Below are 12,970 nucleotides of genomic sequence, written 5' to 3' on the forward strand. Positions count from 1 at the left end.
GCTTGGGGAGGAGTGGGACGGGCTGGTGGGGGGCGCGCCGGTGAGCGTGCTGGCGGCGCTGGTCACGCTCGGGCGGCCGTCGAGCCTGTTCATCAACCGGGTCGCGGTCGAGTTGCTCGACCGCGAGCCGCCCGACCCGCGCCCGCTGGTCCTGGCCTACGGCGCCTTCCCCGAGGCGTTCCAGCAGCTGCTCGCCGAGCACCCGCGCGAGACGGACCTGTTGCTGACCGCCGCCGGCGGCGACGAGGCGCTCGCCACCGCGCTGCACGGGGCGCTGCGTCCGTACGCGGGCGCCGACGGCCTGCGGGAGCGGGCCTGGCTGAACGTGGTGCGCGCCGTCGGCGCCCACGACGACGCCCCCGGCGCGGCCGTCCGCCTGGTGCTGGCCGAGGACGTGACGCCGTACCTCGGCCGGCTGGCCCAGGCCCGGGACGGCGCCCAGCCCTCACCCCCGTGGGACCGGTTGGACGCCGAAACGGCGGCCCGCTTCCTCGGCGCGCTCCGGCTCCGGAGCCACTGACCGTGCGCGAGAAACAACAGCTGCTGCGCGAGGCGGCCGACAAGGAATCACTCGCCACCGCCTTGACCCGCTACGCCAAGGGATTGTCCGACGCGTTCGAGGGCGTCCCGTCGCGCCCGGAGGAGTACGACCCCTTCTGGACGGGCCCGTCCGCCGGCCGCCACCTCGCGCGGACCCAGCGGGTGCGGCGCGAGATGGCCGACCTGGTGGACGCGTGCCTCATCACCGCCGAGAACCTGCGCCGCCGCGCCCAGCGGCTCCGCGAAACCGCAGCACGGCTCCCCGACCCCACGTAGACGCCAGGCTGAGGCCCGACCCCACGTGAGATGCCTGGCCGAGGCCCGCGCCCCCGCGAGACGTCACGCAGATCCTCGACCCCCGTGCGACGCCACGCCGACCCCCAGCTCCGCATAAGACGCCACGCAGCCCACCGGCTCCGCCTTGGACGCGCGCAGACCACCAGCTCCGCGGGAAGTCCTCGCGGAGCCGGATCCGGCGGGAAGCGTCAGGTGGGTAGGCCGCGGACGACCGGGGTCGCCAGGGTGCCGATCTCTGAGATGCCGATCGTGACCGTGTCACCGTCCTCCAGGGTGAAGGGCAGGTCGGGGACCAGGCAGGTGCCGGTGGCCAGGACCGTGCCGTCGGGGAAGAGGTCGGCGCGGAACAGGTAGCCGGCGAGCTCGTCGAGGCGGCGGTGGAGCTGGGAGGTGCTGGCCTTGCCGTCCCAGACGGTCTCCCCCGCCCTGGTGATGGTCAGCGTGATGTCCAGCGCGTACGGGTCGGCGACCTCCCACGCCGGCCTGATCGCCGGACCGACCGCGCAGCCGCCGAGGTAGATCTTGGCCTGCGGCAGGTAGAGCGGATTGACGCCTTCGATGGTGCGCGAGCTGACGTCGTTGACCACCGTGTAGCCGACGATCTCGCCGGACGCGTTGAGCACCAGGCCGAGCTCCGGCTCCGGCACGTCGATCTCGGAGTCGGCGCGCACCGAGATGCGCCCGCCGTCACCGGTCACCTTCCAGGCCACCGACTTGAAGAACAGCTCGGGCCGCTCGGCGTCGTAGACGAGCTCGTACACGTCGGCGGCCCGCTCGCTCTCCAGCACGCGGGCCTCGCGCGAGCGGCGGTAGGTCACGCCGGCCGCCCACACCTCCATCCGCGCGTCCACCGGGGCCAGCCGCGCGACGGTCGCCGACGGGTGCGCCGGGCCGTCGGCGGCCGCGCAGCGCTCGCGCAGCTCGGCGGCGGGCAGCCGGAGCAGCTCGCCGACGGTGGTGATGCCGGACAGCTCGGTCACGTGCTCGCCGTCGTCGACGCCGACCGCGTCGGCACCGGTCAGAGGGCTGGTGAACCTGACGATGTGCATGCTGCTCCGTTCGGACAGGGGGTGCGTCATCCGATGAAAGTCTCCCCCATTTCGCCAGGGAACGCCTCAACCGACGGCGAAAAGCTGGATGTCCTCCGATGACCTAGACGACCTCGAAGTCGGCCATCATCGCCATGTCCTCGTGTTCGAGGTTGTGGCAGTGCAGCATGTAGCGGCCGCGGTAGCCCTCGAAGCGGGCCAGCACGTCCACCACCTCGTACGGGCGCACGTCGACGGTGTCCTTCCAGCCCGCGTCGGTGGCGGCGGGCGGGCGGCCGTTGCGCGCCAGCACCAGGAAGTGGGCCAGGTGCAGGTGCACGGGGTGGTGGAAGTCGCTGGTCAGCCGCCAGACCTCGGCGGTGCCGAGGCGCGGCCGGGCCAGCAGGTCGCCGGGGCGGTAGACGCGGCCGTTGATCGTCCAGCTCTGGCCCGTGCGGCGGAAGTCGAACGACCGGGTCGTCACGGGCACCGGCCGCTCCGGCGGGCGCGACAGCGTCGTGGGCACGGCGCTGTCGTCCTTGGCCCGGCGGGCGACCACGAACCGCATGACCTTGCCCGCGGGCCCGTCGGCCAGGGTGTTGACCAGCGTGACCGTGCTGCCGACCGGGTAGGCGGAGAAGTCGACGACCACGTCGTACCGCTCGCCAGGGGCCATGGGGAGCGTGTCGTGCCGCACGGGCGCGGCCAGCAGCCCGGAGTCGCTGCCGATCTGGGTGAACCGGCCGCCGGGAGCCAGGCGCAGCCGGAGCCTGCGGGCGTTGGAGGCGTTCAGCAGCCGCAGCCGGTAGCGGGTGGCCGTCACCTCGTGCACCGGCCAGGGGGCGCCGTTGACCAGGATCACGTCGCCCTCGACGCCCTCCATGTAGTCGCTGTCGTGGCCCTCGTGGGTGCGCGGGTAGCGGAAGGAGCCGTCCTCGGCGAACGAGCGGTCGCAGATCAGCAGCGGCAGCTCGCGCTCGCCCGCGGGGAGCGACAGCGCGTCCTCCTCCTCGTCGCGCACCAGCGCGAACCCGGCCAGCCCCTGCCACACCGAAGGCGCGGTGTAGTCCATCCGGTGGTCGTGGTACCACAGCGTGGCGGCCCGCTGGCCGACCGGGTAGCGGTAGTCCTTCGTGCCCTCGTGATGGACCTCACCGGGGTGTGTCATGTGAGCGGAATGCCCGGAGTGGCCGCCGGCGGGGATCACGAGGTCGGTCGGGTAGCCGTCGGAGTCGGGCGGGGTGACTCCGCCGTGCAGGTGGGTCGAGGTCGGCACGGGCAGCTCGTTGCGCACCCGGACCGTGGCCGGCTCGCCGCGCCGCAGCTCGAACGTGGGACCGGGGAACGTGCCGTCGTACCCCCAGACCTCGGTGCGCAGGCCGGGCAGGATCTCCACCCGGGTCACCCGCTGCGTCACCTCGTACAGACCTGGGGAGACCGGACGGGCGACCTGCGGGATCGGCAGCGGCACGGTGAACGGCGCGGGCATGGGCGCGCTGCCGGTGAGCAGCTCGCCCGCGACCTCACCGCACCCGGTGGCGGCCAGCGCCGTGCCGCCGAGCAGGCCGAGGAAGCCGCGCCGCGACAGGCCCGCCTGCCGCGCGCTCATGCCGCACTCCTGGTACGCAGACCGCGCCACGCCCACATGGTGAAGACCGCCGACATCCCGAAGATCAGCATGCCGAGCGGGATGTGCGCCGCGACCAGGCGCGCGTTGCCCAGCGCCACCTGCGCCGTCTCCACGAGCACCATCGCGAGACTGATCAGCGCCGGCCGGCTGGAGAGCCGGGCGGGCCGCCACAGCAGCACGGCGGAGACGAGCTGCAGGTAGAGCATGGCGTGGGTGACGCCGCCGTTGTTCTGGTGCCAGGTCAGCAGGTCGACGTCGCCGGTGACGAACAGCCCGGCCAGCGCGGCCTGCGCGAGCACCCCGATCAGATGGGCGGTGGCCGTGACACGCAGCGCCCACACGATCCAGCTCGGCGCCGACGCGGAGACCGTCACGCCGCCGGGGAGGGGGGTTGAGGAGGTCATGCCGGCAATGCTGCACGTCAGCGGACTTGCGCCGCATCGGACGGCGGACGGCATCTCGGCGTACTCCCCCGGGCGTACACGGCGCCTTCCAGGGCGGCAACGTACGACCAGGGGAGGACGCCGCGCGTCACCCTGCTCCCCTACCGTGTGACCATGAACAGCCGGAAGACGGACGCGCTCGTCGCGGTGGGCGCGCTCTGCGCGATCATCGGGGGCACGCACGCGAACCTCTCGTGGACGGGCCCGCTGGAGCGCCCGCTCGACCCGGCGGGCACGCTGCTGATCACGGTCGCGGCGCTGTCGCTGGCCTATCGGCGCACCGCCCCGCTGGCCGCCGGAGCCGTCGCCGTGGCCGCCGCCGTCGTCTACTACGCGGCCCACTACCCGGGCGTGTTCGCCGCCGCGCCGGCGCTCGCCTCGGTCTACACCCTCGCCATGCTGGGCCGCCGCCGGGCGGCGATCTGGCTGTCGGTGGCGATGTCCCTGCCGGTGTACGCGCTGATGGCGCTGGCGTCCGAGGACCCGGCGGCGGGCAACTGGATGACCCTGCTGTCCGGCTGGCTCGTGGCCATGGTCGTGGTCGGCGAGGTGACCAGGAGCCGGCGCGCGTACCTGCGGGCGGTCGAGCAGCGCGCGGAGGAGGCCGAGCGCACCCGCGAGGAGGCCGCGCTGCGCCGGGCCGGCGAGGAGCGGCTGTGGATCGCGCAGGAGCTGCACGACTCGCTCACCCACAGCATCTCCGTGGTCAACGTGCAGGTGGCGCTGGCCCTGGAGCTGCTCGACCGCAGGCCGGAGCGGGTCAGGCCGGCGCTGGAGGCGATCAAGGAGTCGGGGCACGAGGCGATGCGCGAGCTGCGCGCCACCCTCGGCGTGCTGCGCACGGGTGAGGCCGACGGGGCCGATGGGGCCGAGGCGGGGCTGGCCGGGCTGCCGCGGCTGGTGTCGCGGGCCGAGGGCGCCGGGCTGCGGGTGGCCCACACGGTCTCCGGGGAGCCGTACGCGCTGCCGCCCGAGGTGGGCCGGGCCGCGTACCGGATCGCGCAGGAGGCGCTCACCAACGTGCTGCGGCACGCGGGCGCGGGTGCGGTCACGGTCGCCGTCGAATACGATCCCCGGAAAATCATCTTGAAAGTGGACAATGACGGCGAGCCGGGCACAGCGCCGCCGGGAATGGGGTTGATCGGGATGCGCGAACGCGCGGTCGCGCTCGGCGGCTCGTTCACCGCGGGGCCCGGCCCGCACGGCGGGTTCACCGTCCGGGCCGAGCTTCCCGTGCGGGCGGCCGCGTGAGCGACGCCGCCGTGGTCCGGGTCCTGCTGGCCGACGACCAGCCGCTGATCCGGGCCGGCTTTCGGGCGCTGCTGGAGCTCACCGACGACATCGAGGTGGTCGGCGAGGCCGGCGACGGCGCCGAGGCGGTCGAGCTGGCCGGGCGGCTGCGGCCGGACGTCGCGCTGCTCGACGTCCGCATGCCGCGGCTCGACGGCATCCAGGCCACCAGGAAGATCGGCGCCTCCCCCGAGCTCGACGGCGTGCGCGTGGTGATCCTCACCAACTACGCGCTCGACGAGTACGTCTTCGCCGCGCTCAGGGCCGGCGCCAGCGGTTTCCTGCTGAAGGACATCGAGCCGGCCGACCTGCTGCAGTCGGTCAGGGTGGCCGCGCGCGGCGACGCGCTGCTGTCGCCGTCGGTGACCCGCCGCCTGATCGAGGAGTACGTCAGCACCCCGCCCCGCCCCGCCGCCGTCCCCGGCCTGGAACGCCTGACCGGCCGCGAACGCGAGATCGTCGCCCTGGTCGCCCGCGGCATGTCCAACGAGGAGATCGCCGCACACCTGGTGATCAGCGCGGCCACCGCCAAGACCCACGTGAGCAGGTCGATGGGGAAGCTGGGCGTGCGCGACAGGGCGCAGCTGGTGGTGTTCGCGTACGAGTCGGGCCTGGTGGTCCCGGGAGCGGCCGGCTAGAACGCCAGCAGGAACTCGTAGGCGTGCAGCAGGCAGACCAGCAGCCAGAGGGCGACGGCCGCGGGCTGACCACGGCCGGTTCCGTCAGCGATCACGTGCACAACGCCTTCCTCTACGGCGATGTCACTCCCAGTGTGCGCCCCAGTGCCCGGCCTCGTGCAAGGCTCCTGCGCAGACCGTGACCATGCCGGTAGCGACCGGCGCGACGATCGCCACGCGGCTTACCCGTTGACGGGTTTGCCGAGGGCGCTGCCGGCCAGCCAGTCCTCCCACGACTTGGCCCACGGCGTCGGGCCGTTGCCGAAGCGCAGCTTCCTGGAGGTGCCGGTAACCTCGATGATGTCGCCGCGCTGGGTGAACTCGTAGAACCAGCGGGCGTTCTCCGTGCTGGCGTTCACGCAGCCGTGGGTGACGTTGGTGCTGCCCTGCGAGGAGGTCGACCAGGGGGCGGCGTGGAAGAAGGTGCCGCTGTAGGTCATCCGGACGTTCCACTTGGTGGGGATGCGGTATTCGCCCGGCCTGCCGATCGTGGCCGAGTCCATGACCATCTTGGACGCCTTCTCCTGGGCGATCATGATGCCGGAGTAGCTGTCGTCACCCGGCTTGCCCATGCTGACCGGGATGGTCTTGACGACCTCGCCGTTCTTCCTGACGACCGCCTTGTGGGTCTCGCCGCTGATCTTGGTGATGTGCTCGTCGCCGACGGTGAAGGTCATCTTGCGGTCCTTCGTGCCCCACAACCCTTCCCCGGCGCGTACGCCGGCCAGGTGCGCGACGACGGTCACCTGCTGCCCCACCGGCCAGTACTCGCGCGGCCTGAACTGCACCTCACGGTCGCTCACCCAGCTCCACGCGCCTTCGACCGGCTTCGACATCCTCACTTCCAGCGAGCGTTCGACCCGGGCGCGGTCCTCCTGGACGGTCACCGGTTTCGACAGCAGGAGCTGGACGGGCATCCCGACGCCGACCTTCTCGCCGTCGAGGGGCGCCATGCCGCTCTCCAGCACGCGCTCCGGCTTGAGCGTGGTGAACGTGGACCGCTGCGTGACCTGCTTGCCGTCCGTCCCGGTGGCCTGCGCGCTGACCGTGTACGTCGTGGAGGGCCGCAGCCCCCAGCGGGGCCGCCACGTCCCGTCACCGGCCACGGAGCCCTTCACCTGGCGGCCCTTGGCGTCGGCCACGGTGATCTTGGTGACCTGCCCGCCGCCGACCTTGACGGCGATCCCGGCGTCGGGGGCGACCTTCTCTGCGCCGTTGGCCGGCGTGATCGACACCTTGGCCACCGGGGACGGCTCCTGGGCCCCCGGGGCGGAGGAACCGCCGCCCGAAGAATCGCATCCCGTGGTCACGAACAGCGCCGCCGCGAGAACGCTCGCCAGCACGGCGCCGGTCCGGCCATTCCGCATCAATGCCTCCAGCGCCTGATATATGAGGAATAGGCCACTTTATACCTTTTTATGGTGATCAGGCGGACTTCTGCCCGTAATGCGGGCGGCCATGCGGAAGGCGTGCCCCATCTGGACATCCGTACTCCCGCGAAGCCCGCGCACGGCGGCGGCGCGGGCGGATGATCTTGATCCGGCACCGGAGGCCCACAATCATGGGCCGGTGGATTACTACCTGATCTCCGCGAGGGCGGGCGACCGGTCGCCCGCGGGCCTCCTGGTGGAGGAATTCGTCCTCTGTGAGGACTACACGGCGGCGGGCATCGACGGGGCCGAGTGGAGACCGGAGAACAGGGCCTGGTCCTCCTCCGCGGAGCTGAGCCGTGCCATCCGCGCCGACAGAGCATTGCGCGGCCGGGTCACGCCGGTGAGCAGGCAGGAGGCGTACGACGCCTTCGCCCGCCTCGGCGGCGGCCGGCTGCCGGAGGAGGCCGGGCTGCGCACCCTGTTCCAGGAGCGCCGGCCGCTGCCCACGTCGTCCCCGCTCAACCTGGGCGGCGGCTCCGGGGCGCGGCGCTACCGGATCCTGTTCGCCGGGGAGCTCGGCGCGGACGGCCTGGCCCGGGCGCGCAAGGCGCTGCGGCTGCAGCCGACCGGCGACCCGCGCGTGGTCGGCGCGGCCTCCGCCGACTCCGGCGGGCACGGCTTCACCTGGGAGCTGCGCCGCATCGGCGCCGGCATCGCCTGGTGCGTCGACGTCACCGCGCGGCTCGGCTCCGGCCCGGTCACCGCGCTCGGCGCCCTGTTGCACCACCACCGCCAGGCCATCCGAGACCAGGGCCTGATCCCCGTGACCATCGAACGCTTCGCCTGATCCCCGCCCTTCTGGCCGGGCGGACGTCACATTCGCCCGGCCTGTCCCGTCGTGGTTATGAGACGCAACCAAGGCGGAGGCGAGATGAAGATCGGCTCAATGGCCGCGGCCCTCGACGACCGGATCGGCGGGGCCGGATTCCTGAAAAAGGCGATGCGGAAGGTCTTCCCCGACCACTGGACCTTCCTGCTCGGAGAGATCGCGCTCTACTCCTTCGTGGTCGTCCTCCTCACCGGGGTCTTCCTGACGTTCTTCTTCAAACCGTCGATGGCGGAGGTCGTCTACGACGGCTCGTACGTGCCGCTGCGCGGCGTCGCGATGAGCCAGGCGTACGCGTCCACGCTGGAGATCACGTTCGAGGTGCGCGGCGGGCTGCTCATGCGGCAGATGCACCACTGGGGCACGCTGGTCTTCCTCGCCGCGATCGTGGCGCACCTGCTGCGCAACTTCTTCACCGGGGCCTTCCGCAGGCCGCGCGAGCTCAACTGGCTGATCGGCGTGGCGCTGTTCGGGCTGGTGCTGCTCAACGGGTTGTTCGGCTACTCGCTGCCCGACGACCTGCTGTCGGGGGCCGGGCTGCGCATCCTGCACGGGGTGACGCTGTCGGTGCCGCTGGTGGGGACGTACGCGGCGGCGTTCCTGTTCGGCGGCGAGTTCCCCGGCGACGACATCATCGCCCGGCTCTACAGCCTGCACGTGCTGCTGATCCCCGCGCTGCTGCTCGTCCTCATCCCGCTGCACGCGATCGTGCTCACCTGGCGGCAGACGCACACGCAGTTCCGCGCCAAGGGGCTGAACGACCGGGTGGTGCGCGGGGCGCCGTTCTTCCCGTCGTTCCTGGCGAAGACGACGGTGTTCTTCCTGTGGGTGCTGGGCGTGATCGCGCTGCTGGCCACGTTCTTCCAGATCAACCCGGTCTGGCTGTACGGGCCGTACCTGCCGAGCACGGTCAGCGCCGGCTCCCAGCCCGACTGGTACATGGGCTTCCTGGAAGGCGCGCTGCGGATCATGCCGCCGTGGGAGTTCACCGTCCTCGGCCACACGGTGGCGATGAGCGTGCTCATTCCGGCGCTCGGCGCGCCCGGGCTGCTGTTCACCGGCCTGGCGCTCTACCCGTTCCTGGAGAAGTGGGTCACCGGCGACCGCGCCGTGCACCACCTGCTCGACCGGCCCCGCGAGGTGCCGACGCGGACGGGCCTCGGCGTCGCCGGGATGGCGTACTTCGGGGTGTTGTGGATGGCGGGCGGCAACGACCTGATCGCCTCGACGTTCCACATCTCGCTCAACGCGACGACCTGGATCTTCCGCGTCCTCATCGTCGTGGCGCCGGTGCTGGGATTCGTCGTCACCCGGCGGATCTGCCTGGGGCTGCTCGCGCGCGACCGGCACACCGCCGGGCACGGCGTGGAGACCGGCGTGATCGTACGCGGCCCCGAGGGCGGGTTCACCGAGGTCGAGCGGCCCGCGACGGACGAGGAGACGGCGGTGCTGGTGCCGCCCGCCCGTCCCGCGCTGCCCCGGGCGGAGAACGGCGACGTGCCGCCCCCGGTCAAGCATCGCGTCCGCGAGGCGCTGCACCGCTCCTGGAGCCGGTGACCGGCGTCAGGGGACGGTGACGGCGGGGACGGCGACCGGACCCGCGAGCGGGTTCAGCACGTCGGCCTGCGAGCGTTCCGCCGGGAGGATCACGTCGATCGCGGCCGTTGCCGTTGACGTTCGCGTCGAGCCGTACGTACAGGTGCAGGCCGGCGGGCTGACGACCACGGCGTCGCGGGCCGGGTCGGTGACGTAGGTCGTCGTCAGCCGGTAGCGGCCGGACCGGCCGGCGGAGGTGACGGTGCAGGTCATGCCGGAGCGGTCGGTGCGGACCTCGTAGGTGGTGTCGCGGGCCTGCAGCTCGGTGAACGTGCGGCCGTCGGTGACGGCGAACTGCATGGTCTCGACGTTGGTGTTGTCGATCGTCGGCTCGTACACGTCGGACAGGACGCCGCCCGCGACCGTGTACCAGACCTTGGAGGCGCGGCCGGCGGACGTACCGACACAGTCCTTACGGGCGAGCCCGAAGTGCGACGCCGCGCCCGGGGCGCCCGGCGCGGGCTCCCGCTCCGCAGGGACCACCATGACGGCGGCCGAGGTGATCAGGGCGAGCACGGACCGCCGGACCAGCCGCATACCAGGCTCCCCTCCCGACCCCGCTGTGGTCGAGACGAGACGAGCCTCGGGGCGCTGTCAAGGAGTCATCGGAAAAATGACGATCTCCCGCGAACCATGTGCGCACACCGGTTGTCGAAGGCCATGGAACGGTTTCGGCCCGCCGCCGGAGCCGGCGGCATGCGGGACGCACCGGGGGGCGGTGCGTGAGGGGGATCGATGTACAGCGGCAGAAGTGCGCGCCGGCCTGCCCTGGCGGCCGCGCGCCGGGGGATGACGGCTCTCGCCACCGCGGCGCTGTCCACGTACCTGGCGGCGACACCCGCCAACCCGCCCGAGTCATCCCCGGCGGCCCACGCCGCCACGACACCTGGGCACCTCACGCCCGTAGCACCGGCCGGAGCCACCCCCACCCTTGCCAAGACCGCCACCACCACACAGACCCGAGCCGCCACCGCATCTCCCGAGACCGCCGGCGACGCCCGGGCCACCGCACCCGCACCGCCCGGGGCGGCCACCAGCGCGCAGCCCCGAACCGGCGGCGTCGGGCGGGCAGTGGCGGGCGCTGTGGGAGCCGGTCAGCGGCTTGTGCGGCTCGACGGTCAGGACGACAGGCTGTTCGGGGCGTCCGGGCTCCTGTCGGCGGTGGTGCGGAAGGCGTGGGCCGAGGCGTCCGAGGCGATCCCCCTGGAGCCGGTGCCCGCCGGGGTCGGTGCACCGCGGGCGGCCGAGCGGGTCGACTGCCGCAGGGTCAAATGCGTGGCGCTGACCTTCGACGACGGTCCCGGCCCGTACACCGACGCCCTCCTGCACCACCTGAAGGCCCACCGGGCGCGGGCCACCTTCTTCGTCGTCGGCCGGAACGTCGCCGCGAACCCGGCACCCGTCCGCGAGGCGTACGCGGCCGGGCACGAGATCGGCAGCCACACCTGGTCGCACCCCGACCTGACGAAGATCGCCGCCACGAGGATCCGGCTGGAACTGTCCCGTACCGACGAGGTGATCAAGGCGGCCATCGGGGTCACGCCGAAGCTCGTCCGGCCACCGTACGGGGCGGTCAACAGCGCCGTGCGGCTGCAGACGACGCGGCCGATGGTGCTGTGGAGCGTCGACACCCTGGACTGGCGGCTGCGCGACAGCGCCAAGGTCGCCCGGAGAACGCTCGCGTCGGTGCGGCCGGGCAGCGTCATCCTGTTCCACGACATCCACGCGTCGACGGTGCGGGCGATGCCACACATCCTGAAGAGCCTGTCGAAGCGCGGCTACCGCTTCGTCACGGTCACCCGGCTCTTCGACGGCAAGCCACCCGGCACCGTCTACGGCCTCGCCCCCACCGACCACCTCTGACCACCTCTGACCGCGGCCCTCACGGCCGGGCCGGCGGGTCAGCGGGTGGGGGCCCACACGCGGGCGCTCTGGTCGCGGCCGGCGCTGATGACGATCGGCCGGCCGTCCAGCAGGCCGGTCGACACCGACCAGACGGCGTCGGTGTGCCCCGTGTACGGCGCCCCCAGTTCCTTCCGCGTCCGCAGGTCCCAGACGCGGGCCGTGGCGTCCTCGCCGCCCGTGACCGCCACGGGGACCCCGCCCAGGTTGGTGACCGCCACCGACCACACCCAGTTCGTGTGCCCGGCGAGCGGCGGGCCGAGCTCCTTCCGCGTGCGCAGGTCCCAGACGCGGGCGGTCATGTCCTCGCCGCCGGTGATCGCCACCGGAACGCCGTCCAGGTTGCCCAGCGCGACCGAACGCACCCAGCCGCGATGCCCGGTCATCGGCCGGCCGATCTCCTCGCCGGCGGTCAGGTCCCACTCGCGTACGGTGCCGTCGTCGCCGGTCGTGACCGCGATGGCCGTACCGCCGACCTGGCCGACCGCCACCGCCCACACGGCGCCGTCATGGCCGGTGAGCGGCTCGCCGACCTGTTCGCCGGTACGCAGGTCCCAGACGCGGGCGGTGCCGTCGGCGGCGGCGGTGACGGCGACGTGCCGGCCGCCGATCCGGCCGGTCGCCACGGACTTGACGTCGCCGGTGTGGCCGGTGAGCGTGCGGGATCGTCCCGTACGCAGGTCCCAGACACGGGCGGTGTCGTCGTCGCCGGCGGTGACGGCGATCGGCGCGCCGTCGAGCTGGTCGAGGACGACCGAGCGGATCCATTCCGTGTGGCCGATGAGCGGGGCGCCGATCTGCCGGGACGTGCGCAGGTTCCACAGCCGGGCGGTCTCGTCGTCCGACCCGGTCAGGGCCACGGGGACGCCGTCGAGCGTGCCCACCACCGCCGACCTGACGTCGTTGGTGTGCCCGACCAGGGGAGCGGCGAGATCACCCTTGGCCGGCGCCGCGGTGGCCGGCGCTCCGGAGGCGACCGTGATGGACGTCCCGGTGGCCCGTACGGGCTCCGCCGCGCGCGGCCACACCGCCGTCACCACCGCAGCCGCCGCCACTACGGCCACCCCTCCCGCCACCAGCGCCCGACGCGGCGCCCTGCGCCGTCCCGGAGAAGACGTCTCCGAGCCCGGCCCCGTACGCTCAGCCCAGGCACGCGCCTCCGGCTCGACCCGCCGGGTCACAGCCCCGTCCGCCGCGGCGCCGGAAGCCTGCCCAGGACGTTCGCCGGACGCAGTCGGCCCAGCTTCCAGGTGGCCGGCGCCTTCGGGTGCGGCCGCCGGCTCACGATGGTGAGGCGTCGGTTCGGGG

13 protein-coding genes are annotated in these 12,970 nt (G+C 72.9%); 7 read left to right on the top strand and 6 right to left on the bottom strand.

Annotated features, from left to right (window positions below; all coding sequences use genetic code 11):
* Together E1286_RS48505 and E1286_RS41260 are read left to right on the top strand one after the other, a co-directional pair.
* Positions 1–520 (top strand): hypothetical protein (locus tag E1286_RS48505; protein WP_165970147.1); only part of this gene is annotated, 520 nt, incomplete at its 5' end.
* Positions 521–522: 2 nt separating this feature from the next.
* On the top strand, positions 523–816 hold the full coding sequence (locus E1286_RS41260; RefSeq protein WP_132621851.1) for a hypothetical protein: 294 nt from the start codon (positions 523–525) through the stop codon (positions 814–816).
* A 209-nt stretch (positions 817–1,025) separates the two neighbouring features.
* On the opposite strand, the gene E1286_RS41265 is transcribed toward E1286_RS41260, so the two are convergent.
* From E1286_RS41265 to E1286_RS41275, 3 genes are all read right to left on the bottom strand, one after another.
* Positions 1,026–1,886: a fumarylacetoacetate hydrolase family protein gene (locus E1286_RS41265; protein WP_132621853.1), complete on the bottom strand. Its 861-nt coding sequence runs from the start codon at positions 1,884–1,886 to the stop codon at positions 1,026–1,028.
* Positions 1,887–1,989: 103 nt separating this feature from the next.
* A complete protein-coding gene (locus tag E1286_RS41270) occupies positions 1,990–3,474 on the bottom strand; it encodes a multicopper oxidase family protein (RefSeq protein WP_132621867.1) in 1,485 nt (494 codons plus the stop codon).
* The gene (locus tag E1286_RS41275) at positions 3,471–3,899 is read right to left on the bottom strand and encodes a hypothetical protein (protein WP_132621855.1); all 429 of its coding nucleotides are present in this window, start codon (positions 3,897–3,899) and stop codon (positions 3,471–3,473) included. The genes E1286_RS41270 and E1286_RS41275 overlap by 4 nt, the downstream gene beginning before the upstream one ends.
* A 153-nt stretch (positions 3,900–4,052) precedes the next feature.
* On the opposite strand from E1286_RS41275, the gene E1286_RS41280 reads away from it, so the two are divergent.
* Positions 4,053–5,189 carry a sensor histidine kinase gene (locus E1286_RS41280; RefSeq protein ID WP_132621857.1) on the top strand — a complete coding sequence of 379 codons (1,137 nt, stop codon included), beginning with the start codon at positions 4,053–4,055 and terminating at the stop codon, positions 5,187–5,189.
* An 11-nt stretch (positions 5,190–5,200) separates the two neighbouring features.
* A complete protein-coding gene (locus E1286_RS41285) occupies positions 5,201–5,866 on the top strand; it encodes a response regulator (protein ID WP_132621869.1) in 666 nt (221 codons plus the stop codon).
* A gap of 221 nt (positions 5,867–6,087) precedes the next feature.
* Here E1286_RS41285 and E1286_RS41290 read toward each other — a convergent pair whose 3' ends face one another.
* Positions 6,088–7,272: a L,D-transpeptidase gene (locus E1286_RS41290; protein WP_132621859.1), complete on the bottom strand. Its 1,185-nt coding sequence runs from the start codon at positions 7,270–7,272 to the stop codon at positions 6,088–6,090.
* Positions 7,273–7,474: 202 nt separating this feature from the next.
* On the opposite strand from E1286_RS41290, the gene E1286_RS41295 reads away from it, so the two are divergent.
* Together E1286_RS41295 and qcrB are read left to right on the top strand one after the other, a co-directional pair.
* A complete protein-coding gene (locus tag E1286_RS41295) occupies positions 7,475–8,125 on the top strand; it encodes a hypothetical protein (protein WP_132621861.1) in 651 nt (216 codons plus the stop codon).
* 84 nt (positions 8,126–8,209) lie between these two features.
* Positions 8,210–9,721: a cytochrome bc1 complex cytochrome b subunit gene (gene qcrB, locus E1286_RS41300; RefSeq protein ID WP_132621863.1), complete on the top strand. Its 1,512-nt coding sequence runs from the start codon at positions 8,210–8,212 to the stop codon at positions 9,719–9,721.
* A 6-nt stretch (positions 9,722–9,727) separates the two neighbouring features.
* Here qcrB and E1286_RS41305 read toward each other — a convergent pair whose 3' ends face one another.
* Positions 9,728–10,297, bottom strand: a complete 570-nt coding sequence (locus E1286_RS41305) for a hypothetical protein (RefSeq protein WP_223190874.1) — start codon at positions 10,295–10,297, stop codon at positions 9,728–9,730.
* A gap of 198 nt (positions 10,298–10,495) precedes the next feature.
* On the opposite strand from E1286_RS41305, the gene E1286_RS48935 reads away from it, so the two are divergent.
* Positions 10,496–11,623, top strand: coding sequence for a polysaccharide deacetylase family protein (locus tag E1286_RS48935; protein ID WP_246075615.1), 1,128 nt, complete (start codon positions 10,496–10,498; stop codon positions 11,621–11,623).
* Positions 11,624–11,661: 38 nt separating this feature from the next.
* Here the strand turns inward: E1286_RS48935 and E1286_RS41315 are convergent, their stop codons facing one another.
* The gene (locus E1286_RS41315; RefSeq protein WP_165970148.1) at positions 11,662–12,717 is read right to left on the bottom strand and encodes a WD40 repeat domain-containing protein; all 1,056 of its coding nucleotides are present in this window, start codon (positions 12,715–12,717) and stop codon (positions 11,662–11,664) included.
* Positions 12,718–12,970 lie beyond the last annotated feature (253 nt).

This window comes from Nonomuraea terrae (assembly GCF_004348995.1).
Lineage (GTDB): Bacteria > Actinomycetota > Actinomycetes > Streptosporangiales > Streptosporangiaceae > Nonomuraea > Nonomuraea terrae.

What these genes read in the sequence shown, in the direction of transcription:
- E1286_RS41265 (WP_132621853.1), bottom strand. Translation starts at nt 1,886, where the DNA reads ATGCACATCGTCAGGTTCACCAGCCCTCTGACCGGTGCCGACGCGGTC.
- E1286_RS41270 (WP_132621867.1), bottom strand. Translation starts at nt 3,474, where the DNA reads ATGAGCGCGCGGCAGGCGGGCCTGTCGCGGCGCGGCTTCCTCGGCCTG.
- E1286_RS41275 (WP_132621855.1), bottom strand. Translation starts at nt 3,899, where the DNA reads ATGACCTCCTCAACCCCCCTCCCCGGCGGCGTGACGGTCTCCGCGTCG.
- E1286_RS41280 (WP_132621857.1), top strand. Translation starts at nt 4,053, where the DNA reads ATGAACAGCCGGAAGACGGACGCGCTCGTCGCGGTGGGCGCGCTCTGC.
- E1286_RS41290 (WP_132621859.1), bottom strand. Translation starts at nt 7,272, where the DNA reads ATGCGGAATGGCCGGACCGGCGCCGTGCTGGCGAGCGTTCTCGCGGCG.
- qcrB (WP_132621863.1), top strand. Translation starts at nt 8,210, where the DNA reads ATGAAGATCGGCTCAATGGCCGCGGCCCTCGACGACCGGATCGGCGGG.
- E1286_RS41305 (WP_223190874.1), bottom strand. Translation starts at nt 10,297, where the DNA reads ATGCGGCTGGTCCGGCGGTCCGTGCTCGCCCTGATCACCTCGGCCGCC.
- E1286_RS48935 (WP_246075615.1), top strand. Translation starts at nt 10,496, where the DNA reads ATGTACAGCGGCAGAAGTGCGCGCCGGCCTGCCCTGGCGGCCGCGCGC.